This window comes from Mesorhizobium sp. M0923 (genome assembly GCF_040319365.1).
Taxonomy (GTDB): domain Bacteria; phylum Pseudomonadota; class Alphaproteobacteria; order Rhizobiales; family Rhizobiaceae; genus Mesorhizobium.
The window spans coordinates 1-22,072 of the sequence record NZ_JAMYNW010000015.1 but is presented as its reverse complement, the minus strand read 5'-3'; the positions used below and the strand labels follow the sequence as shown (position 1 = coordinate 22,072).

The window sequence follows — 22,072 nt, the reverse complement described above, 5'->3', positions numbered from 1 at the left end:
CGGCCAATTGCCCGCGAACGACCGTGAGATGGATCTCGAACTATCCAAGGGCGTCTGCAAGCATCTCATTCAAGCGTGCGAATGCTGCGGACTCGTCTGGCGCATGGGCCGGATTAACTTCTGTGATGGTCAGGCCGCGCCATTGCGGCAGGGCTGTCAGTTGCTTTAGCACAAAGGCGACTTGCTCCAGTTTGAGACCGTCGCAACGGCGCACATTCTCCGCAATCGGAAAATCGATAAAGGAGAGCACATCGACATCGAAGTGGATAAGCACGCAGTCAAAGCGCGCCGCCCATTCGGCCGCGCGCGCCGACGCCGCCTCGATGTCACTCAAAGCTTCCTCACGCGATATGATCTTGATCGCGTGATTTCCGATCACGGCCGCTTCGGGCGGGGTGATGTTCTCGATGCCGAAATAGAGGAGTTGCTGAGGCACGAGCATCGGGCGGGTCGGGCCGAGCCTCGCGAGCGAAGGCTCGCATCCATGGATATTGAGCAGATGGGCGACGCCGGTCCAGTCCAAGGCGCCGTCGCTCGTGTCAGGTGTGTTGAGATCGGCGTCGAAGTCAATGTAAACGAGTCCGATCCGCGCGCCGGCCGCATTCGCCCCGGCGACCGTCCCCAGTTCCACAGTACAATCGCCACCTAAAACAAGCACGTCTTCCTGCGCTGCGATCGCCGTCGCTACGTGGCTTGCGACCAACTCACAGGCGTCGCGCACTGCTTCCAGGTTCATAGCCTGCGACCGCGAAGGGTCCGGTCGCCATCGGAACGATGCAACATCGCCACGATCCCTGATGGATCTGCCTCGGTTCGTGATCGCTTCTGCGAGCCCATTTCGCCGAAAGGCCGCGGGGGCCTGTTCCTGACCCGGCGAATAGGCGCCGGCACTCGTGGCCGCACCGACAATATTCAACAAACGCGCCGCCAAATCGAAGCTCCATTTTCGCATGATCTTCTCGCAAACGTGTCCGGAGGGAGGAAGGTTCCTCCTCGACTTGAGAGGTTGCCGCCCGGCATCGGCACGAGGCCTAACAAGCAAAAAGCTCGCCGCATCGATGCCGTCGTGAGACGCCAGACGTCGAACATACAGGTTCATTCGCGCGGCCGTGGCGATGAACATGTCGGTGCGAACTGCCGTCCGCTCCGCCCGCTCCTAGCCTGGCTCCTCGCGATGGTCTCTTCGAGTCTCATGAGCACCGCTAAGGCGGGAAAAATCCCTACTGAAGCAGGCTCTTGACGATGCCGCTCGCCTTGGAGAAATCCATCTGGCCAGCATATTTCTCCTTGAGCGCCGCCATCACCTTGCCCATCTCCTTGACGCCGCTGGCACCTGTCTCGGCGATAGCGGAACGGACGGCGCTTTCCGTCTCGGCCTGGCCCAGTTGCGTCGGCAGGAAGTCGCGGATGATCGCCATCTCGTCGCGCTCCTGCGCGGCAAGTTCCGGCCGCTTGCCGTCATCGAACGCCTTGGCCGATTCCTCGCGCTGCTTCACCATCTTGGCCAGGATCTGCAGGATCTCGTCGTCGCTGGCCGGCTCCTTGCCGGCGCCGCGATTGGCGATGTCGCGATCATGAATGGCCCCCTGGATCAGCCGCAATGTCGGCAGCCGGCGCTTGTCCTGTGCCTTCATCGCGCTCTTCAGGGATTCGGCGATTTTGCCTCGCATGGTGCTTTCTCCTTCGAATGCGGCGGACAATAGCCGTGCCGAAAGCCCAAGGCAAATTCAAGTCTGTCCGGCAAATCCCTGATATTGTTCGACGAAATAAATCCAGGCACGTACGGCGCGGCATCATTGACCGCCTTGGCGCCTTCCCCTATGTACTGTGCCTTGCATGAATTGAATTCTAGTGCACGTCGCCCAAAAGTGCGTAGCGGTTTTGGGGCAACGACATGCAGCGCGCCGAGGCTGTGAGATTGCCGCTTCGCGCTTTTTGTTGCGCCGATTGAGGAGCGCAGCCTTTAGGAGTGCCGCCATGGCAACGATGACCGCCGCATCGACCCCCCCTTGGGCCACCGAGAAGCCGACCGCCCTGCTGGTGCTGGCCGACGGCACCGTCATCGAGGGCCGTGGTCTGGGCGCTTCCGGCTCCGCCGTTGCCGAGGTCTGCTTCAACACCGCGCTGACCGGCTATCAGGAGATCCTCACCGACCCCTCCTATGCCGGCCAGATCGTCACTTTCACCTTTCCGCATATCGGCAATATCGGCACCAATAACGAAGACATCGAGGATCTCAATCCGCTGGCCCGCGCCGGCGCCGTCGGCGCCGTGTTCAAGGCCGATGTCACCAACCCGTCGAATTACCGCGCCGGAACCGGTCTCGACCAGTGGCTGAAGAAGCGCGGCATCGTTGCACTTTCGGGCATCGACACGCGCGCGCTGACCGCGCTGATCCGCGAAAAGGGCATGCCCAATGCCGTTATCGCGCACGCCCCAGACGGTATCTTCGACATCGAAGACCTCAAGCGCCGCGCCGCCGCATGGTCGGGGCTTATCGGGCTTGATCTGGCCAAGGAGGTCACCTCCGGCCAATCCTCGGTCTGGCGCGAGACACCCTGGGCCTGGAACGAGGGCTTTGGCGAACAGGCCGACCCGTCGATGCACGTCGTTGCCATCGATTATGGCGTCAAGCGCAACATATTGCGCCTGCTTGCCGGCCTCGGCGCCAGGGTCACCGTGGTGCCGGCCAAGACCGGCGCCGAGGAGATCCTGGCGATGCGGCCCGATGGCATCTTTCTATCCAACGGCCCCGGCGATCCGGAAGCCACCGGCCACTACGCCGTTCCGGTCATCCAGGATCTGTTGAAGACCGATATCCCGCTGTTCGGCATCTGCCTCGGCCACCAGATGCTGGCGCTGGCGCTGGGCGGCAAGACCGCAAAAATGCATCAGGGCCACCACGGCGCTAATCATCCGGTCAAGGACCACACCACCGGCAAAGTCGAGATCGTCTCGATGAACCACGGCTTTGCCGTCGACGCCGACTCATTGCCGAGCGGCGTCGAGGAAACCCATGTCTCGCTATTCGACGGTTCGAATTGCGGCATCGCGCTCACCGGCAAGCCGGTCTTCTCGGTCCAGCATCATCCGGAAGCCTCGCCCGGCCCGCAGGATTCGCACTATCTGTTCCGCCGCTTCGTCAACCTGATCCGCGAAAAGCGTGGCGAACCGGCACTGGCCGAGCGCTGACCAAGCCGATGCATCAGCTATAACATATCGGCGGCGCGTGATCTGGACAACTTGCCTCCGGACGTCCGCGAGCAGGTCTCAGAAAGTCTGATTTCTTACGCAGTCGGCGGTCGCGGAGATACCAAGCGCCTCGTCGGCAGGGAAGGTTACAGACTTCGGATCGGTCGCTACCGAGTCATGTTTGACGAAGACCGCGCCACGATCCTTGCGGTCTATGTCGGCAAACGCGAAACGACAACCTACCCGTCGGCCATAGTAGGACAGAACACCATGAACGCCCCGCAAATCATCAAGACCCCAACCGGTGAGGAGCTGGTCGCTATCCCAAGGGGACTACGAGATCCTTTTGCGTGCCGCCGAAGAAGCTCTGGAAGACGCTGCCGATGCGGCGATCTACGACGAGCGTAAGGCCGATCTCCGAGCGGAAAAGGCACTGCCCGCGGACGTGACCATGGACATCTTGCGGGCTCCAGCCGGCTCAAGGCGCTGCGCAACCGGCGGCGGCTGACGCAAGCCGATTTGGCGGCCATGATCGGCGTCAGCCAGGGTTTTCTGTCGGACCTGGGGTCCAATCGCCGCAAACCATCGGCGCAGACAGGTGCAATGCTGGTCAAGGCGCTCGACATTCCAAGCGAATGGATTGAGCACCAGGTGATGCTACACTGGTTTGCGGCTTCTTCTCCCTTGGTTTTAGCTGATCCCGGTCATGGCGCGCCGGCGCCGGCGCGCTTCTCGATCAGTTCGGCAACCGCATCAGGATTGTCGGCCAGCACATAGTGGCTCGCATCGGGGATCTCGGCGCGCTCGACATGGCTCATGCCCTTGGCGCGGTAGCCGGCGAGGAAGGTCGGCAGCAGCGCAACAAAGGGGGACTTCTGGCCGAAGGCGATGACGAGCGGAACGGTGCTCGGCGCCGTCTGGGCGGCGTTCCATTCGGCATCGCTGGGGAAGGCGCGGTAGATCTCGAACGCGGCATGCAGTTGAGGCGCTCGATAGATGCGAAAATAGTATTTGCGTTCCTGCCTGGTGAATTTGCCGAAGTCGAGGAACCAGCCAAGCACGGCGGCCTGCCGACCGGGAACCACCTTTTCGGCGAGGCCGCCGGGCGCCTGGATGAAACCGATATGCCACGTGCCTGATATCGCCTTGTCCCAGCCGTCGATGCCGGGCATCGGAACATCGAGGATCATCGCACCGCGCAGCGTGTCGGGAAAGCGCCTGAGATAGGCATAGGTGACGATGCCGCCAAGGTCGTGACCCACCACATAGGGTTTTTCCAGATGCAGAGCGTCGGCAAGCCCATGGATCTGCGCCGCAAGATTGGCGGCTTCATAGCCGCCCCTGGCAGGCTCCGAGCGGCCTATGCCAGGCAGGTCGACGGCAACGACGGTGAAGCGTTGCGCCAGTCTCGGCATGACGGCCTGGTATTCGTTCCAATCTTCCGGAAATCCATGCACCAGGATAAGGGCTGGTCCGTGCCCGCCACGCAGGTAGTGCATGCTGCTGCCGTTCACCGCGGCTTTGGCCGAGGTGAACCCGGGCGGCACCTGACCTGCCCGTCCAGCAGGCGCCGCATGAGCCGCCACTACAACGAGCACCGCGCAGACAGCCACAGCCATGAGCGCCGCGCGATGAAGTATCCGGTTCAACATGTTGCTCTCCTCTCGTCTTCGATCCAGGCCCCGCGTTTGTTGCTTCTGACGTAAACTAGGGCGGGAGTTCGAATGGTCAGAGTTACAAAATGCGGCGCGAATGCCTCGAGGCCGGACTGCGCGATTACCGGAGTTGCGTTGTTGCCCTCATTCCTATCGCCTTTTTTCAATGAAGCCATTAAAACCGGTCGAAGAACCAGTGTGACGGGCATTTCGTTGGCCGGATCTGTCTCCACAGCCCGTCCTTGGTCAGGGCGATGCGGCCGTCATGGCTCATATCTGTGCTCCGTCTTCAGCAACGCCGGACGTGACGTTTCTGAGCGCCGCCGGCTTGGCTACTTTCGTGACGAAGACGATGAGCGCCAGCGTCAGGAAAATCGCGCCGAGCAGGTAGGGTGCGCCGCCGAAGGTCACGGGCGCGTTCGGCCCCGTGAACCAGGAAAAGATCGCCGTATAAAGCAGCGGCGTGATGATCGAGGTGATCGAGAAGATCGACGTCATCGCGCCCTGGAGTTCGCCTTGTGCCGAAGGCGGCACCTTGGCGGCGGCAAGGCTCCTGAGCGGCGGATCGGCCAACGCCTCGAGGCAGCCGACGACGATCACTGCATAGATCATCCAGCCTTGCGACGCGAATGCGTAGCCGAAGGCGCTGAGTGCCGTAAATGCCAGACCGATTACCGCCGTCTTCCACTCACCGAGCTTGGGGATCACGCGCGGCAGGACCGTCGCCATGACGATAGCCCCGCACAGGCCGAAGGCACCGAGCGAGAAGCCGATCTGTTGTTCGCTCCAGCCATAGCGATAACTGGAGACGAACGACCAGACCGCAGGATACATCATGTGCCCCAGCGTCATCAGAAAGAAGACAAGCCCGATCCAGCCGATGCCTTCGTAGTTGCGCATCTGGACGAGCGTGCCGACCGGGTTCGCGCGTTTCCACTCGAAGCGGCGACGATGCTTGCTATCAAGCGTTTCCGGCAACAGAAACAGCGCGATCAAAAAGTTTACGAAGGCAAGCCCGGCAGCGAAATAGAATGGCACGCGCGGCCCGAACGTGCCGAGCAACCCGCCCAGAACCGGCCCGATGACGAAGCCGACGCCGAAAGCGATGCCAAGCAGGCCGAAATTCTTCGCACGGTTCTCGTCGGTCGAGATATCGGCGATGAATGCCGATGTCGTGGAATAGCTGGCGCCGGAAATGCCGGCCAGCACACGCCCGATGAACAGCATCGGATAGGACCAGGCGATGGCACAGATCAGATTGTCGATGGAAAACGTCAGCACGGAGGCGAGCAGAATCGGCCGTCGTCCGAACCGGTCGCTCAACCCGCCCATCACTGGTGCGAAAATGAACTGCATCGCCGCATAGGCGAAGAACAGCCAGCCGCCCTCGATAGCCGCCTCACTGATGCCGACGCCGGTCAATTCTCTGAGATAGGCCGGCAGCACCGGCATGATGATGCCGAAGCCGATGATGTCGAGCAGCAGGGTGGTGAAAACAAGCGCAAGGCCCCGCCTGGCGGTTTTGGGGTCTATCATGATGGTATCTCCTCGGGCCGCCCGGGGCGAAGGCGAACGCACCTTATAGGCGAACACATCGCTGGGAACAATGAGGGAACGGGCAGGGTGTTTTCATCCTGACATCCCCTGACTGCTATCCAGTCTCTCGGATTCGCGAGAAAACCGTCGGCTCAGATCGGATTGTTGAACGTGTCGCAGTCCGAAAGCTTGCCGTTCTGGAAGCCTCGCGCCAGCCAGGCCTGCCGCTGCTGCGACGTGCCGTGGTTGAAGCTTTCCGGCACGACGTAGCCCTGCATCTTCTTCTGCAGCGTGTCGTCGCCGATCTGCTTTGCGGCGTTCAATGCCTCCGCCATGTCGCCCTGTTCCAAAATGCCCTTCTGGCCGGTGAAATGTGCCCAGATGCCGGCAAAGCAGTCGGCCTGCAGCTCGACCTGCACCGACATGTGGTTGGCGTCGGCCTCGCTCATATTCTGCCGCATCTGGTTGAATTTGGGCAGGATGCCGACGAGGTTCTGCACGTGATGGCCGACCTCATGCGCAATAACATAGGCCTGTGCGAAATCGCCCGAGGCACCGAACTGCTGATCGAGTTGCTGGAAGAAGGTGGTATCGAGATAGACCTTGCGATCGTTGGGACAGTAGAATGGTCCGGCCGCTGACGAGGCCGAACCGCAGGCGGAGCGAATCTGGCCGCTGAACAGGACCAGTTTTGGATCTTGATAGGTCAGGCCCTCGGACTGGAAAATACCAGTCCAGGTATCCTCGGTCTCGGCCAGCACGGTCGACACGAACTGCTTCATCTCGTCGGAGGCCGGCGCACCGGTACCGCCGCCTTGCTCGCCGCTATTGTCGGTGATCTGGCCGCCGCCGCCGGGCTGCAAGCCGCTGTTATCGAGGATCTGACTCGGGTCGAAGCCGAAATACCACCCTGCCAGGAAAATCAATCCTACGATGATGATGCCCGACATGCCGCCGCCGCCGGCGCGACCTCCGATCGGGATGCGAAACTGCCCCGGCCCGCCGCCAAGCCCGCCGCTCTGGCCGCGCTCGTCCTCGACATTGTCACTCTGACGACGGCCCTTCCAGAGCATGGCAACCCCCGTGATGCATGTTTGCAATCAACCCGCCGATGTCCTGGCCGGTTCCAACCCAGCAAACAATTATCCCAATGGTTACGCCAAGTCACAGTATTTTTCGCGCTAATAAGCAATGCCGGCTGACGCGGGTCTGCTCTGGCTTAGACGTCGCAAGGTCTGTAGCATCCACCGTGGCTGTGGAAGCGAGGGGGCGCTTGCGGATGATCGGGCGGGTTCTGTTGCTGTTTGCGGCATTGTCTTGCCTAGGCCCCGTGCCGGCCAGCGCCGTCACTCTCGATTCCAGTGTCGCAATCACCGATCCCGAGACCTTGCAGGCGCTCGAGCGCGGCGGGCTATCGATCAGCCGTCTGCTTGGGCCAGCGCTCGGACTGACACGCGACGTCGACAATCGCGGGCTGTTTTCGGTGCGCGCGCTGAGCCCGGTCCGCAACGCCGTCAAACAGCAGATCGTAGACGAACCAAGGAACAGCCCCGACTCCTATGTAACCGCTCTGGCAACTCGAAAGACATCACCCAGAAGTTCAATCCGAAATACATCGACGACGACGGTTCGACGCTGGACCTGACCGGCATCGTCAATCGCATGGATCGCGGCTATCTCGGCCACACCGAATGCGGCGAGATCAGGCTGATCTACCGCTTCCACTATTCGGTCGAGGAGAAGCCTGGGCAACGCATCTCGTCGCGCCTGCCGCTGACCCTGAGCCTGATCTTCAACGCCATACCGGCTTCGGCACAGATTCGCGCCTCGAAGGACCGTCCGCGCTCGGCTAACGGTTCCTGCGCGGACGTGGCGAAGCGCTGGCTTGTCGCCGGGCAGAAGAATCTGGAGCCGGATCAACTGGCGGCCTGGCTGCGCTCGGAAGAAGGCCCGCTTTCCAGCGCGATGTTGAATTCTTCGCAGATCATGCGGCTCGAGCTCAACATGCAGGTCGTGCGCCTATCGGCTTCGAGCCGGCGCGATTTCGGCGGCCACGCTGAGTATCTGTTGAAGATATTCAAGTGGGACCCGGCCAAAGCCATTTTCCAGGAAGCGAAAATGGAGAACCAGATCGACCGCAAGCTGGTGCTGGCCGACAGGCAAACCTTCGAAAGATGGCTGCTCACCGATCGCAACATCTATGATCTCGACCGTGGCCGCCTGGTGATCGACGAAAAATTCCTCGCGACCACCGCGGTTTCGGTGGCACCCGGCGGTATGAGCCGGTCGCAAAACAATTTGGCTTTTGGGCTGCTCGACGACGATGCTATCGACAAAGCGCTCAAGGACTATGTCGCAAAGGGCAATACGCTTCGCACCGTCAAATCGGTGGCCGGCTTCAATCTGCGCCTCAACGAGATGACCTGCACCGGCTGTCACCAGACGCACGGCATCGCCGGGTTCCATTACACCGGCGCCGACCCGGCCAGCGAACCGCGCCGCAACGCGGTGTTCGTGCCGGGCTCGGCTGTGTTTTTTGCCGACCTGCCGCGCCGCCGCGCCATTGTCGAGTCGTTCGCCGCTGGCAGACACCCGGATTTCAGCCGCGGCTTTGCCGGCCGTCCGGAGGCAAAATACGCCGAAGCGCTGAAAGGCACCGATCTCTACAATGGATGGGGCTCGATCTGCTATCGCGGCGCCGACCCAAGTTTCGTGGACTGGACCTGCGACGAAGGCCTGCGTTGCGCCGGGGTCCACGAGAGCGCCATCCATCCGGGCTTTGGTACCTGCGTCAGCGAGGCCGGCACCGCAGTCGGCGATCCGGTGGAGTTCGGCGAGATCAGGATGTCGAAATGGGGCAACGACCAATATTGCCGTCTGTCACCGGCAACCGCGAAGGCCTGCGCCATCGACCCGGCCAGGGACAGAAAACCGCCGATAAAGCTCGCCGGCTATGGCGCGGCGCGCCAGCGTTACGATAATCCCGAGCAGAAGACTGGCGGCTTTCCCGGCGGCATGCTGCGCAAGGCGACCTGCGAAAAGCTGCCCGACGAGGCAAGCTGCGGCCGCCTCGCCAAGACCGGCTTCAACGACTGCATAGGCTCCGGCAAGGACCACGAATTCTGCACCAGGGAATTCACCAAGACCGCTGGCCTGCGTGCTTGCGACAAGGCCCATCCCTGCCGCGAGGACTATATCTGCACCGCCGGTTTTGACGATCTGCCGGAAGCAAAGCCCGGCAAGGGCACTTGCATCCCACCCTATTTCATCTTCCAGTTTCGCGTCGATGGTCACCCGCGCAACTGGGTGCAGGATACGAACGAGTGAGCAGGTCAGTCGCACTGCATATCGCTTCGATCAATCAGCGGGCGGCGATTATTGCCTTGCGAAAGGCTTCGAGCGTCTCGGCGCTGACATGGTGCTCGATGCCTTCGGCGTCGATGCGCGCCGTCTCGGCGCTGACGCCGAGCGAGCGCAGGAAAGCCTCGACCGTCTGGTGGCGAATGCGGCTCTCTTCCGCAACCTTCCGCCCGGCATCGGTCAGGAACACGCCGCGATAGGGTTTCCGGGAGACCAGCCCGTCTGCGCACAGCCGCGTCAGCATTTTCGCCACCGTCGGCTGGGCGACGCCGAGCCGTGCCGCGATGTCGACCTGGCGCGCCTCGTTGCCGTCCTCGATCAGGTCGGCGATGAGCTCGACATAATCCTCGACCAGCGCGCTGCGGCGCGCTTCACGCGTCTGCCGGAACCCTTCCGAGTGGATTTCTGCGTCAGGCAGCGGCTTTTCGCGAGGAACCGGTCTTTTCTTCAGCGCCAATACGCGCTCCTCCCGGCAGTTTGAATCGGCATTGCAGTCATAACACGGAACCCTATTGGTTCTGGCCGTTTATTTCCATTCGGTGGCCGGCGCAACCGGCGTTCACTGCCGTTCCGGTCGCACCGTCAAGTGGGCACACGAAAAAGCATGAACAATGAAATATAGCATATTGCATAATGTTCAGCCGTGGCATAGATAAGGAGACAACATCGATCGTTCCAGTGGAAAGCCATCTCATGTCGGAAGCCGAAGCCACCTCAGCCCCCCGATCCATGTGGCGATTTGCCCGCCCGGAAGACGACGAGCAGCCCAGCCTTCGCGAAGTCAACGCAACGATCGCGGTGCCGCACTCGGGGATCTGGCTTCGCCGGCTGTTCGCCTTCGTGGGGCCGGGCTACATGGTTTCGGTCGGCTACATGGATCCGGGCAATTGGGCGACCGACCTCGCCGGCGGTGCCCAGTTCGGTTACACGCTGCTATTCATTATCATGTTGTCGAACCTGATGGCGATCCTGCTGCAGGCGCTCGCCGCCCGGCTCGGCATCGCCACCGGCCGTGACCTTGCGCAGGCGTGCCGCGCCTATTACCCGCGGCCGGTCAATTTCATGCTGTGGGTCGCTTGCGAACTGGCCATCATAGCGTGCGACCTGGCCGAGGTCATTGGCACGGCGATCGCCTTGCAACTGCTGTTCGGGATTCCGCTGATCGGCGGCGCCATCATCACCGCGCTCGATGCCTTCCTGCTGTTGTTGCTGATGAACAAGGGCTTCCGTTTCCTCGAGGCCTTCATCATAGCGCTTTTGATTATCATCTTCGGCTGCTTCGCCATTCAGATCTTTGCCGCCGCGCCGCCGGTCGGCTCCATCCTGCACGCCATGTTCGTGCCGTCGTCCGAGATCGTCACCAATCCGGCGATGCTTTACATTGCCATCGGCATCATCGGCGCCACGGTGATGCCGCACAATCTCTATTTGCACTCCTCGATCGTGCAGACCCGCGCCTACGAGCGCACCGATCGCGGCAAGCGCGACGCCATCAAATGGGCGACGACCGACTCGACCATCGCGCTGATACTGGCGCTGTTCGTCAATGCTTCCATCCTGATCGTGTCGGCGGTGGCGTTCCACGGCACCGGTCATCATGACGTCGCCGAGATCGGCCAGGCCTTCGAGCTGCTGTCGCCGCTACTCGGCCTCGGCATTGCTTCCATTCTGTTTGCCGTGGCGCTGCTTGCCTCCGGCCTGAACTCGACGGTGACGGCGACGCTGGCCGGCCAGATCGTGATGGAAGGCTTCTTGCGGCTGCGCATCCCGCAATGGGCGCGCCGCCTGCTGACGCGCGGCATCGCCATCATCCCGGTGGTGGTCGTCACCGCCCTCTATGGCGAGAAGGGCACCGGCCAGTTGCTGGTCTTCAGCCAGGTGATCCTGTCGATGCAGCTTCCCTTCGCGGTCGTCCCGCTGGTGCAGTTCGTCTCGGACAAGCGCAAAATGGGCAATTTCGCCATTTCCCGCGCCGTCGCCGTGCTGGCCTGGGTGGTTGCCGCCCTCATCCTGGTGCTCAACTTCAAGCTGCTCTACGATACGGTCGTCGGTCTGGGCTGAGCGTCTGCTCCAAACTGACGCAACTAAGGTCGGCAGTCATCCGCCCTTCCAGCCCTGGAAATTTGCCGGCCGCTGTCGGACAAATGTCCGTTCGCCCGTCCTTGGCTCGAAGTCCGGCCATGACGGCACGGATCAGGGAAAGGGAGCTCCAATGAGGAAGATCATCGCCGCAACATTCGTCAGCCTCGACGGCGTCATGCAAGCGCCCGGCGGCCCGCACGAGGACCCGGTCGGCGGCTTCAAGTTCGGCGGCTGGACGTTCCACTACTGGGACGATGTGATGGGCGCCGCCATGGGCGAGACGTTTTCAAAACCGTTCGCGCTGCTTCTCGGCCGCAAAACCTACGACATCTTCGCCGCCCACTGGCCTTATCAGAAGAATGACCCGATCGCCGACAGCTTCAACGCCGTCACCAAATATGTGGCGACGCACAGGCCAGATACGCTGTCCTGGCAAAACAGCCAGCCGCTCGGCAGCGACGTCGTGGCGACATTGCGCCGGATGAAGCAGGAGGACGGCCCGGACCTGCTCATTCAGGGATCGAGCGAGCTGATCCAGACCTTGCTCGCCAATGACCTGATCGACGAGATCAGCCTGCTGATTTTCCCGCTGGTGCTGGGCAAGGGCAAAAAACTGTTCGGCAGCGGCACAATACCTGCCGCCTTCAAGCTGACCCGCTCGCAGGCATCGACCACCGGTGTCATCATGGCGAGCTATGAACGCTCCGGCGAGATCAAGACCGGGTCCTTTGCCACGGAGCAGCCGTCCGAAGCCGAGATCGAGCGGCGCAAGAACTGGAAATAGAGGCTGCCGAGGCGATCAAGGACGGCTGAACACTGGCCGTCCTTTTTGCTGTTTTCTAAGCCGCCTCCCGTCGCCGTGCCAACCCATCGCGGAGGTGGCCTGCGAACGCCAGTGCAGCCGGCGCAAGGCCGTGCTTCGGCAAATGCAGATTGATCGAAAAATTCGGCAATGACGGCAGTTCCGGATCGTTGGCCAAAATATCAAGGTCGGCAGGCACGGTCGATGCCAACCAGGTGGTGACGGCCAAGTCCGAACGCACCGTCGCTGTCGTCGCGTCGATGCTGCCGTTTTCGAATACGGTGCGCCATTCCAGCCCGTGCTCGTTAAGCGCCTCCAGCACCACCGGGCGGAACGCACAGGTCTCGGCCACCATCGAAACCGGCAAGGGGCGCTTGCTGCGAGCCCCGCCGCCTTTGGCGCCGACCCAAACCAGCCGGTCGACAACAAGGCATTCGCCGGCCGACCGACCGATCGGCTCCTCGATCACCGCGAGCTCTATCGTGCCGGCCGCCAAGGCCGCAGCCAACTCCGGCGACGAAGCACAGATCAGCGAAATCTCGACCTGCGGATACGCCTCGGCATAGGCCTTGAGCACCGGCGCAAGCAAGGTGCCGACAAGGTCATACGGCACGCCAAGCCGCACCTGACCGGCAACCGCATCGCCCGCCATCTCCGCCAGGATCTCGTCATTGAGGGAAAGCAGGCGCTTGCCCTTGCCGAATAATCGCTCGCCGGATCGGGTCAACCGCAATCCACGCCGGTCGCGCTCGAACAGCCTGCAGCCGAGAACCTCTTCCAAACGCTTGATCTGCTGGCTGACGGCACCTTGCGTCAAATGCAGCGCATTCGCTGCTGCCGTCATGCTGGCCTTATCGGCAACGGTGACGAAGGTTCGGATCAAGGCGGTATCGAGATTGCGAGCCATCTGACTATTATGCTTCTTAATAGCGACCATCGCAAACATTGCATTTACTGATGAGCCAAAAGACCTACCGTGCAGGCTTCAAAGGAAGCAGCATGCTTGAAACCGTCCTTCCCCTCGTGCTGTTCGCGCTGGTCTCAACCTCAACGCCCGGCATGGCCACGACCTTGTCGACGGCGTCCGGCGCGCAGTTCGGCTTTCGCCGCTCTATACCGCTGATGGCCGGAAGTGCGGCCGGCCTGGCCACGGTGGCTGCGGCAGGTGCTGCCGGGCTCGCCGGTCTGCTGGCCGCCGCCCCTTCTTTGCAACTGGCAATGAAAATAGCCGGCACCCTCTATCTGGTATGGCTTGCCCTCAAGATCGGCCGCAGCGGCCCGCCCAATCTGAACGTGACCATGGCAAAGCCGAACAGCTTTTTGGGCGGCGCCGGCCTGCAATGGATGAACCCAAAGGGCTGGGCCATGGGGCTGGGAGCGGCGGCATCTTTTGCCGCGCTCGCCAGCGGGCCACTGCAGCTCGCCTTGCTGCTCGGCACGGTCTTCGGCCTTGCCGCGGCGCTATCGCTGGCGGCGTGGTGCGTGGCGGGCACGCTGCTCGCCCGGTTGCTGCGAACCGAGCGGCAGTGGCGCATCCTCAACGCCGTGCTTGGCTTGCTGCTGGCCGCCTCGATCATTCCGATGTGGCGGACAGCGTAAGACCAGTTATTTCAGGCAGCGTAGCGTGCCGCCGGCTTGCCGGCCAGCAGGCTACCGAAGAAGCCTTGTCGGACGCCAAGAAAGGCATCCACCCCGGCAACGTCGGCAAGACCCGGTGCCGTGAACGCTTCACCCTTGGCCAGGCCGGCAAGCGCGGCATCGACCAGATCGTCCGCAGTCATGACAATCTCTTGGGGCACATTGGCAATATCGCTTCCGGCGACTTCCCAGAACTCGGTCCGCGTGGCCCCCGGCAGCACGACCTGTACGGCTACACTGCTGTCGGCGACTTCCCGCTGCAGGGCCTCGGTGAAGTTGACGACATAGGCCTTGGTGCCGCTATAGATGCCGCCGAACGAGGTGTCGAAGGCCAGCACCGAGGCGATGTTGACGATGGCGCCGCGGTTGCGCGCCAATAGTCCCTGCAGCACCGCGCGCGTCAGCCGGGTCAGCGCCACCACATTGACCTTGATCATGCGCTCGGCGACATCGGCGTCGGCCGTTGCCACCACCTGCGCGCCGCCAAGGCCGGCATTGTTGACCAGCAGCGTCACGCTGTCGTCGGTTGATATCGCCTGTTCGACCCGTCGCAGATCGGCGTCGTCGGCCAGGTCGGCGCTGATGACGCTGACCTTGATGCCATACGCGTAGCGGAGCCTCTCCGCCAATTCCTCCAGCCGGTCGGCGCGCCGCGCCACCAGCACCAGATCATCCCCTTGGCCGGCGAGCCGGTCGGCATAGACCGCCCCGATGCCGGAAGAGGCGCCGGTGACGACCGCCGTGCCTTTGTCCTGATTGCTCATTGTCTTGTTCCTTCTGGTTCGATCCCAAATGCCGGTGCCGCAGCGCAACACCCTTGCTTCGACTGGCAGATCGATTAATGGCATATGCCACTATCGATACGTAGGCATATGCCACCATCTTGTCAATCCGCGGAGCAAGGACTATTTCTGGTTTGCATCGAGGGTCCCTTCCGGTCCCCTCATCGGAAATCCGCCAATGTCCCAAACCACCCTGCCCGGCCTGGTGTTTTGCAACAACGCCATGCTACGCCGCGCAACGCGGAAACTCGGCCAGTTCTATGACGATGTGCTCGCGCCCTCCGGCATTAAGGCCACGCAGCAGGGCCTGCTCTATCAAATCCACGTCGGCAATGAACCGACCATGGGTGCCATTGCCGCAGCCCTCGTCATGGACCTGTCGGCCCTCGGTCATACGCTGAAGCCGCTGATCCGGGACGGTTATGTCGAGGCCTTCGCCGACCCTGCCGACCGCCGCATCAGGCGCGTCAGGCTGACACCGCAGGGCTGGACCAAGCTCGAAGAAGCTCTGAAGCTGTGGCAAGTCGCCCAGCAGCGCTTCGAGGAGATGTTTGGAAAAGAGCAGGCGGCAAGCCTGCGAGCGGCGCTGGACGAAATCGCCGCGTTGGATTTTGACGCAGCGCCGGCCGCGAGTTGAATTATCGGCGGCCGGCAGCCAAGCTTTGCTAACAAGCCTTATTCGGCCGGCATCGCCACCGGACGTGCGGCCAGGTGTCCCGCCAGCATCACGCCCAAACCAATGATCGGGAATGCCGCCGCGACCACGCCGAGGTCGGCCGGTGCGCCATAGCGCAGCACCGCGGCGCCGACCACGGCCCCCAGTGCGACGCCGAGATAGAGCGCCGAAGCGTTCAGCGACAGCACGATGGGCGCGGCATCGGGCGCCAGCTTGATGATGCGGCTGGCCTGCGCCGGTGGGAACGCCCAGCCGACGATACCCCACGGCACCATCATGGCCATCAGTGCCGGCCCGGCGATCTCGCGCGGCAGGAATGTCGGGATCAGCGAAAACGTGACCAGCATGGCAGCACTCAGCGCCAGCGACCAGCAGACGGTGCGCGTCGCGCCGAAACGGTCGGCGGCCTGCCCACCGCCGATATTGCCGATGACCGCGCCGACGCCGAAGGCGAGCAGCATTCCAGGTAGCGCGATCGGGCTCAGGCCGCCGCCTTCGATGGCGAGCGGCGCGACAAAGGCAAAGACAGTGAAGGCGCCGATCAGTGCCAGGATCGTCGTCACCAGGATGGGCATGACGCCGGGGCGAAGTGCCGCTGCCAATCGCATCCGGAGCGGCAGCCTGGTGCCGACGATGCCGCGCGGCAGCCGGTACCACAGGATCGCGCCGGCGAGCGCGCCAAGGCCGGCAATGGCAAAGAAGGTGCCGCGCCAGCCGGCAACCGTCGCAACAAGCGCGCCAAGCGGCGCGCCGACCGCCACCGCAACCGTGGTGCCGCCGACGACCACGGCAATGGCGCGGGCGCGGTGATGATCGTCGACAAGCGCAACGGCCGTTCCCTGCGCGGTCGCCGCGAACAGGCCTGACGACAGCGCCATGACGATGCGCGCGATCAACAGCAATTCGAAGGAGGAACTCAGCGCCGCGGCGACGTTGCCCAACACGAAGAACACCAGCGTCCACAGGATGACGCGGCGCCGGTCCCATTCGCCAGTCAGCGTTGCCAGGATCGGCGTGCCGATCGCATAGGCGAGCGCAAACGCCGTGATCAGCGTGCCGGCGAGCGGAACGGAGATGGCCGCATCCTTTGCAATGTCGGGCAAAAGGCTGGAGATGACGAAACCTTCGGTCGAAATCGTGAACGATCCGAGCGCAAGCCAGATGAGGCGCTTATCCATGGCAATTTCCTTAGTTCAAAGGTTATTGAACAATTGGACATAACAGGGCATGATGTCAATGAGCTTGTGCAGACTAATCGAACCCTACTGACAGCCCTGTGTCAGGACAGGCCCGAATACTACCAGAACCGCGAAGGATCAGATGCGTTGAAATCGGCCCCGAATGTGCTTAATTCCTGGTCATGACCTTGCCCCATCCCACCGCCGACCAGATCAGCCTGCCGAACGTGCTTGCCGTGCTCGGCGACCCGACGCGACTGGCCATCGTGCGCTATCTCGCGAGCAAGGAGGGCGTGCCGCTGAATTGCAGCCGGTTCCTCGACCTCTGCTCGAAGACCAATCTGAGCTACCATTTGGCCAAGCTGCGTGAGGCCGGCGTTACCCGCACCGAGGCGGTTGGCACCAGCCGGCTGATCACGCTGCGCCGTGACGATCTCGACCGCCGCTTCCCGGGTCTGCTCGACAGCGTCATTGCCGCGGCCGGCGACGACGCATCGTTGCCGGCGGTCGGCGGCCACGAGATCGAGGTCCGCGCCTAGAGCGACCCCGAAACTGGGTTTCGCTCTCGCCCGCTTCGCGACGACGAGCAAAATAGCTTCACCTGCTCTCCAGCCATTAACGGAGCCTGCCATGCGCATTGCCGTCCTCGCCGACATCCACGGCAATGTCCTGGCGCTCGACGCCGTGCTCGACGATCTGCGGCGACGCGGCGGCGCCGACCTCATTGTCAATCTCGGCGATTGCGTTTCCGGCCCGCTCTGGCCGCGCGAGACCATGGAGCGGCTCGAGGCGCTCGACCTGCCGACGGTGCGCGGCAACCACGACCGCCGCGTTGCCTACGACACCGCCGACGAGACCATGTGGCCTTCCGACCGCTACGCGCATGAACGGCTGGCGGCAGCCCAGCGCGAGGCGCTGTTCGCGCTGCCCGTCACGCTGGAGGTGGCGCCTGGCGTGCTCGCCTTCCATGCCCGGCCCGACCACGATGAAAAATACCTGGCTGACGCGATAGTCGACGGCCGGCTGGTGCGCGCCCCACTGGCCGCCATCGAACGGCGACTCGGCGCGATCGATCCCGCCTGCCGCATCATGCTTTGCGGTCACAGCCACCGCAGCGAGCTGGTCCGCATTCCCGGCGGTCCGGTCATTTTCAATCCAGGCAGCATCGGCTGCCCGGCCTATCACGACGACACGCCGCCGGCGCATGTCTCCCAACAAGGCTCGCCGCACGCCCGCTATGGCATCGTCGACCTGCATCCCGATCGCTTCGAGGCCATCGCCGTCGATTACGACCATGAGGCGGCAGCGCGTCAGGCCGATCAGGCGGGACGGCCGGAATGGGCTCACGCGCTACGCACCGGCTTCATGCCGGGTTGACCGCGTTCATACCGGGCCGAACGAGGAACAGGCTGAGCTTGCCCATGCCAGGCTGAACGGATGACCGCCTTCGAGCGGCAGGCAAGCAGCCTCAATGGCCGCGACCGGTCCAATCTTCACTTGTCGGACGCGGATCGCTTCGATCGCCTGGCAGGACGTCGGGTGCTGGCCGCCGAAGTCTTGGTCACTGAAGTCTTGGGCGATGAAGCCTTTGGCCGTGAGGTCTTGGGCGCCAGTTGCGTTGGGTTGAAAGTCTGTGCGGGGGCCGATTCGGATCCGGCCCGAATGTCGGCGTCGCGCACCTGCTGGCCAAAGTTCAGGCCAGTCAGTTCTTCAATCTCGGCCACCGTCGAAAGGAACTCCGATACCCTGGCAATTTCAAGCGGGTCGTCGAATGCCTCGGCACGCCCACCGAACGCTTCGGGCATCACTTCCAAAACCGGCTTCTGGTCCGCCAGCAGCGCGATGGCGCGCAGGCCAGCTTGATCGGACCACAGCGCGATCTTCCAGAATTTCAGCGGAACATGGCTGTTGAAGCGGTAAGGAGGATCGTCCTCGCGGAACACTGGGCCGGCGAACACCGTGACACGGCCTCGCGTCGTATAGGCGTTGCGCAGCACATAGGTTTCCACCGCGCGCCATCTCAGTTTCCCCTTGGAGCCGGGATGGTCAAGCGAGCTTCCCTGATTGAAGAAGCCGACTTGCGGCGCAGCATTGGGATAGAAAAACGTGTCCCGCTCTGCCGCGACCGCCTCCTGATCCACTCCCCATGCAGGGTCGCCGCGAAGCGTAATATGGCCCTTCTGGAACATTCGAGCTATTCGTTCCTTGGATTTTAGGACGGGAAATCCAGGCACATTCTGGCTCGAATAGAATTCTTGGGTCATCTGCTCGCCAGGGTCGATGCGACGGTCGGGCCGGAAAGCGTCGCTGGCTTCCGCACCGGAAATCGACTCCACTCCCAACTCGACAAGCGACGGATTGTCGATGACGGTCTTGTCGTCACGATTGACCGCCTTGGTGCGAGATCCATCGATATTGCAAGCGGTGACGAAGGCAAGCCTGCGATCGGCGTTCATCAAGATCGAAAAATGATGATAGCGCAATTCGTGTGGATCCTCGCCCGGTTTGGCAAGAAGGTTCTTGGCCAACCGGTAGGGTGAATTGGCAACCGTCGGCATTGGCAGGACAAAGCCCGGTATGAAGCCGGGTTCATACCCTCCGCGATCGTCGAAATCCTCTGTTTTCCAAGCCGCTGCCTCGGCGATTGCTAACTTTGCGGGTTCGCTTGCCGGGCCTTCGTCGCTTCGTCTCGCATCGCCTCCGTCGCGGTCGATCAAGGGCGCCCGGACATTTATCTCGACGGGAAAAGTCCAGGTGACCGAGCCATCGGCGTTGTGTCTCGTCGCCGGTGGATTGTCATCCGGTTCCGGCCGCTGCACCGGCTTGTCCAGCACATCTTCGCGAATGTCGGCGTTCAGCCGAACTGTCTCGTCCATCATGCGCGGCGTGCCGGCCCAAATCGCCAGAGCTTGCGAAACCGCCGATGCCGAGGAGCCCGGCAGCCTGGACTTTCTAGCGCCCAGATCGTCAACGATGGCGCTGATCCTTATGCCTTCGTTGATCTCGCGCGTCAGCGCATAGCCACCTATGCCCGTCACCTCGTGGAATGGCCCTGCCCAATGGTGCAGGGCAATTGGCTCCCATTCATTGTTGAAAACCGGTGAACCGGACGAACCCTGTTCGGTATCGGCAACATAGTGCAGCACTTGAACCGTTTCGTCGCGGGCCACCAGCCGGTTTTCACGCAGCACCAGTTCCTTGAAGCGGCCATCGGGGTGCTGAACGATGTTGGCGATTTCGCCAAGCATATGCTTGTCGCGCGCGTCCGACAGCGAGATAAAACCGAACTCCCCCAGTTCCTTTGGGCCGGAACGCCGCTCGCCGACCCCGATCAGCGTATAGTCCAGACCCTCTATGCTATCGGTCACGAAACAGGATTCAGGATCGAGCAGGAACGTCGTCGGCGTGCGCACGGCATTCGCACCGTCCTGCTCATAATCGAACTGGACCTGGAAGCGCCGGGAATCTGCCGGCGACGAAATCACATGGTTGTTTGTGAGGAACAGCCTTGGCCCGACCAGGAAACCCGATCCTTGTGGATTGCCGTTGAGAAAGGCAACGCGGCCGACCGCATCGGCCACACGGCGCCCACGCTCCAGAAATGCGACACCGATGAAATCGAGCGTTGGGCCGAGAATTGCCTCCGGTCCTGGCTGTTTGGCGGCGGCCTTTCTCTCCCCGGCAGACCTCATGTCGATTGCTGCCGATATCATCTCCGCTTCGGTGCGGCTGAGCGACGCTTTTACCTGCAACCTGTCGAGTCGCCTGGAGAGGGTCTGTTCGGCGGCCAGCGGATTGCCGTTGGCGATGTGACCAAGTGAAGCCTCAATTTCCGCGCGCGTTTTCTTGATACGCTGGCGAACTATGTTTTCCACTTGCGCGAATATTTCAAGGTCGACCATCTTTCCCTCCCAAACCTTACTTGAGAGAGTGCATATTTACATGAAATGTGCAATATTTTGCCGGCTTTCAGCTCACGGAAGTGGCCTGCTCCGCGATTCAACACGCGGCACCTTACTCATTTTCGGGGCTTACACAGCGCCGCCTCGTCGCCTATAAAAACCGGCTGGCGTGCGATGGCGTTTCCGTGCCTGGCCGCGCCTTCGGCAATGCAACCTACCGCCCATGGCAGATGATTAGGCGCACAGTAACACTCCCGACGACGCTGCTTGCGGTGATTGCCGCTCCGCTGATGCTGGCGGGCCCGCCGGCCAGTGCCCAGGAGCCGGAGCCCATCATCTCGATTGTGACTGGTCTCGCTCCGGGTGATCTCCTGAACGTGCGCGCCACGGCATCGGCGATGGGCAAGATCGAGGCGCGGCTGCCGATTGGTTCGAGCTTGAAAAATCTCGGCTGCGGCGACGTCAGCGGCCATCGGTGGTGCAAGGTTGAAGACATTGACGACCCCAAGCTGAGCGGATGGGCGCCCGCGCGCTACCTCGACCCTATCAATCCCCAGCAAGTGACACCCCAGGCGGCGGCCAATACGGAGAGCCCTGCCTCTCAACCGCTGCCCGATCTGACAACGCGCCTCGGCGCGACCGCTCCCGAAACGGAGCTGAACTCCGCTGACGCAATCGGCAGGGTGGCGATCGAGGATGCTTACCGCCTGGCCCTGGCCGCTGGAAACCCCTCGACCGGACAGGTTGATGGATCGGCGCCCGCGGCAATGGGTCCCGTCCAAAATTTCGGCGCGGCCAACGCGGCGCCTCCGCCCGACGCACAGACCGTTGCGCGGCTTCAGCCGCCGGGGACACCGGTCCCTGGTGCTGGCAACGCCATCCCTTGCGCGCGCTATCTCGGCCAGCCGATGACCAACTGCAAGGCGGCGGTCGTGCGCACCGGCGACAAGACCGACGTGACCGTGACATGGCCCGATGGCGGCACGCGCATCATCAGCTTCAAGGCCGGCAAGCCGGCCGGCTCAAACGGGCCCGGCGAATTCCGCTTCACGCGCGAAGGCAGCCTGAACATGATCCGCATCGGTGCTTCCGAGCGGTTCGAGATCACGGATCAGTTGGCTGGGTTAGGGAATAAGGCAGTAGGGCAGTAGGGCAGTATGTTTAAAAGGGCGCTCGAACCTCTGCCTACTCCCCTACTCCCCTACTCCCCTACTCCCCTACTCCCCTACTCCCCTACTCCCCTACTCCCCTACTCCCCTACTCCCCTAC

At 62.4% G+C, this 22,072-nt stretch carries 22 protein-coding genes; 12 read left to right on the top strand and 10 right to left on the bottom strand.

Annotated elements, in window-relative coordinates; all coding sequences use genetic code 11:
- Positions 1-40: 40 nt before the first annotated feature.
- Together NKH89_RS23365 and NKH89_RS23360 are read right to left on the bottom strand one after the other, a co-directional pair.
- The gene (locus NKH89_RS23365) at positions 41-1,123 is read right to left on the bottom strand and encodes an arginase family protein (RefSeq protein ID WP_352592386.1); all 1,083 of its coding nucleotides are present in this window, start codon (positions 1,121-1,123) and stop codon (positions 41-43) included.
- A gap of 97 nt (positions 1,124-1,220) precedes the next feature.
- Positions 1,221-1,670 carry a GatB/YqeY domain-containing protein gene (locus NKH89_RS23360; RefSeq protein WP_352910095.1) on the bottom strand — a complete coding sequence of 150 codons (450 nt, stop codon included), beginning with the start codon at positions 1,668-1,670 and terminating at the stop codon, positions 1,221-1,223.
- 307 nt (positions 1,671-1,977) lie between these two features.
- On the opposite strand from NKH89_RS23360, the gene carA reads away from it, so the two are divergent.
- The 3 genes from carA to NKH89_RS23345 all read left to right on the top strand — a co-directional run bounded on the left by carA (position 1,978) and on the right by NKH89_RS23345 (position 3,969).
- On the top strand, positions 1,978-3,192 hold the full coding sequence (gene carA, locus NKH89_RS23355; protein WP_084642696.1) for a glutamine-hydrolyzing carbamoyl-phosphate synthase small subunit: 1,215 nt from the start codon (positions 1,978-1,980) through the stop codon (positions 3,190-3,192).
- A 346-nt stretch (positions 3,193-3,538) separates the two neighbouring features.
- Positions 3,539-3,700, top strand: coding sequence for a hypothetical protein (locus NKH89_RS23350; RefSeq protein ID WP_023719348.1), 162 nt, complete (start codon positions 3,539-3,541; stop codon positions 3,698-3,700).
- A 20-nt stretch (positions 3,701-3,720) separates the two neighbouring features.
- A complete protein-coding gene (locus NKH89_RS23345) occupies positions 3,721-3,969 on the top strand; it encodes a helix-turn-helix domain-containing protein (protein ID WP_352592392.1) in 249 nt (82 codons plus the stop codon).
- Here NKH89_RS23345 and NKH89_RS23340 read toward each other — a convergent pair.
- From NKH89_RS23340 to ypfJ, 3 genes are all read right to left on the bottom strand, one after another.
- Positions 3,897-4,844 carry an alpha/beta fold hydrolase gene (locus NKH89_RS23340; RefSeq protein WP_352592395.1) on the bottom strand — a complete coding sequence of 316 codons (948 nt, stop codon included), beginning with the start codon at positions 4,842-4,844 and terminating at the stop codon, positions 3,897-3,899. The genes NKH89_RS23345 and NKH89_RS23340 overlap by 73 nt on opposite strands.
- 273 nt (positions 4,845-5,117) lie before the next feature.
- Positions 5,118-6,383, bottom strand: a complete 1,266-nt coding sequence (locus NKH89_RS23335; RefSeq protein WP_023719350.1) for a TCR/Tet family MFS transporter — start codon at positions 6,381-6,383, stop codon at positions 5,118-5,120.
- A gap of 152 nt (positions 6,384-6,535) precedes the next feature.
- The gene (gene ypfJ / locus NKH89_RS23330; RefSeq protein WP_023719351.1) at positions 6,536-7,456 is read right to left on the bottom strand and encodes a KPN_02809 family neutral zinc metallopeptidase; all 921 of its coding nucleotides are present in this window, start codon (positions 7,454-7,456) and stop codon (positions 6,536-6,538) included.
- A 206-nt stretch (positions 7,457-7,662) separates the two neighbouring features.
- On the opposite strand from ypfJ, the gene NKH89_RS23325 reads away from it, so the two are divergent.
- On the top strand, positions 7,663-8,028 hold the full coding sequence (locus tag NKH89_RS23325) for a hypothetical protein (RefSeq protein ID WP_352910091.1): 366 nt from the start codon (positions 7,663-7,665) through the stop codon (positions 8,026-8,028).
- 17 nt (positions 8,029-8,045) lie between these two features.
- Positions 8,046-9,710: a hypothetical protein gene (locus NKH89_RS23320; RefSeq protein WP_352910088.1), complete on the top strand. Its 1,665-nt coding sequence runs from the start codon at positions 8,046-8,048 to the stop codon at positions 9,708-9,710.
- Positions 9,711-9,744: 34 nt separating this feature from the next.
- Here NKH89_RS23320 and mntR read toward each other — a convergent pair whose 3' ends face one another.
- Positions 9,745-10,200: a manganese-binding transcriptional regulator MntR gene (gene mntR, locus NKH89_RS23315; RefSeq protein WP_023678308.1), complete on the bottom strand. Its 456-nt coding sequence runs from the start codon at positions 10,198-10,200 to the stop codon at positions 9,745-9,747.
- Positions 10,201-10,436: 236 nt separating this feature from the next.
- Between mntR and NKH89_RS23310 the strand changes: the two genes are divergently transcribed.
- On the top strand, positions 10,437-11,804 hold the full coding sequence (locus NKH89_RS23310) for an Nramp family divalent metal transporter (protein WP_352483177.1): 1,368 nt from the start codon (positions 10,437-10,439) through the stop codon (positions 11,802-11,804).
- Between the two features lie 151 nt (positions 11,805-11,955).
- Positions 11,956-12,609, top strand: coding sequence for a dihydrofolate reductase family protein (locus tag NKH89_RS23305; RefSeq protein WP_352494935.1), 654 nt, complete (start codon positions 11,956-11,958; stop codon positions 12,607-12,609).
- Positions 12,610-12,664: 55 nt separating this feature from the next.
- Here NKH89_RS23305 and NKH89_RS23300 read toward each other — a convergent pair whose 3' ends face one another.
- Positions 12,665-13,534, bottom strand: a complete 870-nt coding sequence (locus tag NKH89_RS23300) for a LysR family transcriptional regulator (RefSeq protein WP_023719355.1) — start codon at positions 13,532-13,534, stop codon at positions 12,665-12,667.
- Between the two features lie 92 nt (positions 13,535-13,626).
- On the opposite strand from NKH89_RS23300, the gene NKH89_RS23295 reads away from it, so the two are divergent.
- Positions 13,627-14,226, top strand: coding sequence for a LysE family translocator (locus tag NKH89_RS23295; RefSeq protein ID WP_352494934.1), 600 nt, complete (start codon positions 13,627-13,629; stop codon positions 14,224-14,226).
- An 11-nt stretch (positions 14,227-14,237) separates the two neighbouring features.
- On the opposite strand, the gene NKH89_RS23290 is transcribed toward NKH89_RS23295, so the two are convergent.
- A complete protein-coding gene (locus NKH89_RS23290; RefSeq protein WP_352910085.1) occupies positions 14,238-15,029 on the bottom strand; it encodes an SDR family NAD(P)-dependent oxidoreductase in 792 nt (263 codons plus the stop codon).
- Between the two features lie 196 nt (positions 15,030-15,225).
- On the opposite strand from NKH89_RS23290, the gene NKH89_RS23285 reads away from it, so the two are divergent.
- Entirely contained in the window at positions 15,226-15,684 is a 459-nt protein-coding gene (locus NKH89_RS23285) for a MarR family winged helix-turn-helix transcriptional regulator (RefSeq protein ID WP_352516007.1), read from the top strand.
- A 38-nt stretch (positions 15,685-15,722) separates the two neighbouring features.
- On the opposite strand, the gene NKH89_RS23280 is transcribed toward NKH89_RS23285, so the two are convergent.
- Positions 15,723-16,901 carry an MFS transporter gene (locus NKH89_RS23280; protein ID WP_023719359.1) on the bottom strand — a complete coding sequence of 393 codons (1,179 nt, stop codon included), beginning with the start codon at positions 16,899-16,901 and terminating at the stop codon, positions 15,723-15,725.
- 182 nt (positions 16,902-17,083) lie between these two features.
- Here NKH89_RS23280 and NKH89_RS23275 point away from each other — a divergent pair, with 182 nt between their 5' ends.
- Both NKH89_RS23275 and NKH89_RS23270 read left to right on the top strand, forming a co-directional pair.
- On the top strand, positions 17,084-17,440 hold the full coding sequence (locus NKH89_RS23275; RefSeq protein ID WP_023719360.1) for an ArsR/SmtB family transcription factor: 357 nt from the start codon (positions 17,084-17,086) through the stop codon (positions 17,438-17,440).
- Between the two features lie 91 nt (positions 17,441-17,531).
- Positions 17,532-18,278 (top strand): metallophosphoesterase family protein, encoded by a 747-nt coding sequence (locus NKH89_RS23270; RefSeq protein WP_352494931.1) that lies wholly within the window; start codon positions 17,532-17,534, stop codon positions 18,276-18,278.
- Between the two features lie 116 nt (positions 18,279-18,394).
- Here the strand turns inward: NKH89_RS23270 and NKH89_RS23265 are convergent, their stop codons facing one another.
- A complete protein-coding gene (locus NKH89_RS23265; RefSeq protein WP_352494930.1) occupies positions 18,395-20,803 on the bottom strand; it encodes a DNA/RNA non-specific endonuclease in 2,409 nt (802 codons plus the stop codon).
- Positions 20,804-20,850: 47 nt separating this feature from the next.
- On the opposite strand from NKH89_RS23265, the gene NKH89_RS23260 reads away from it, so the two are divergent.
- Positions 20,851-21,954, top strand: coding sequence for an SH3 domain-containing protein (locus NKH89_RS23260; protein ID WP_352494929.1), 1,104 nt, complete (start codon positions 20,851-20,853; stop codon positions 21,952-21,954).
- Positions 21,955-22,072: the final 118 nt, after the last annotated feature.

Coding starts and splice junctions, on each gene's coding strand:
- NKH89_RS23365 (WP_352592386.1), bottom strand. CDS start 1,123: ATGTTCATCGCCACGGCCGCGCGAATGAACCTGTATGTTCGACGTCTG.
- NKH89_RS23360 (WP_352910095.1), bottom strand. CDS start 1,670: ATGCGAGGCAAAATCGCCGAATCCCTGAAGAGCGCGATGAAGGCACAG.
- carA (WP_084642696.1), top strand. CDS start 1,978: ATGGCAACGATGACCGCCGCATCGACCCCCCCTTGGGCCACCGAGAAG.
- NKH89_RS23345 (WP_352592392.1), top strand. CDS start 3,721: ATGATCGGCGTCAGCCAGGGTTTTCTGTCGGACCTGGGGTCCAATCGC.
- NKH89_RS23340 (WP_352592395.1), bottom strand. CDS start 4,844: ATGTTGAACCGGATACTTCATCGCGCGGCGCTCATGGCTGTGGCTGTC.
- NKH89_RS23335 (WP_023719350.1), bottom strand. CDS start 6,383: ATGATAGACCCCAAAACCGCCAGGCGGGGCCTTGCGCTTGTTTTCACC.
- ypfJ (WP_023719351.1), bottom strand. CDS start 7,456: ATGCTCTGGAAGGGCCGTCGTCAGAGTGACAATGTCGAGGACGAGCGC.
- NKH89_RS23325 (WP_352910091.1), top strand. CDS start 7,663: ATGATCGGGCGGGTTCTGTTGCTGTTTGCGGCATTGTCTTGCCTAGGC.
- NKH89_RS23320 (WP_352910088.1), top strand. CDS start 8,046: ATGGATCGCGGCTATCTCGGCCACACCGAATGCGGCGAGATCAGGCTG.
- NKH89_RS23310 (WP_352483177.1), top strand. CDS start 10,437: ATGTCGGAAGCCGAAGCCACCTCAGCCCCCCGATCCATGTGGCGATTT.
- NKH89_RS23305 (WP_352494935.1), top strand. CDS start 11,956: ATGAGGAAGATCATCGCCGCAACATTCGTCAGCCTCGACGGCGTCATG.
- NKH89_RS23300 (WP_023719355.1), bottom strand. CDS start 13,534: ATGGCTCGCAATCTCGATACCGCCTTGATCCGAACCTTCGTCACCGTT.
- NKH89_RS23295 (WP_352494934.1), top strand. CDS start 13,627: ATGCTTGAAACCGTCCTTCCCCTCGTGCTGTTCGCGCTGGTCTCAACC.
- NKH89_RS23290 (WP_352910085.1), bottom strand. CDS start 15,029: ATGAGCAATCAGGACAAAGGCACGGCGGTCGTCACCGGCGCCTCTTCC.
- NKH89_RS23285 (WP_352516007.1), top strand. CDS start 15,226: ATGTCCCAAACCACCCTGCCCGGCCTGGTGTTTTGCAACAACGCCATG.
- NKH89_RS23280 (WP_023719359.1), bottom strand. CDS start 16,901: ATGGATAAGCGCCTCATCTGGCTTGCGCTCGGATCGTTCACGATTTCG.
- NKH89_RS23275 (WP_023719360.1), top strand. CDS start 17,084: ATGACCTTGCCCCATCCCACCGCCGACCAGATCAGCCTGCCGAACGTG.
- NKH89_RS23270 (WP_352494931.1), top strand. CDS start 17,532: ATGCGCATTGCCGTCCTCGCCGACATCCACGGCAATGTCCTGGCGCTC.
- NKH89_RS23265 (WP_352494930.1), bottom strand. CDS start 20,803: ATGGTCGACCTTGAAATATTCGCGCAAGTGGAAAACATAGTTCGCCAG.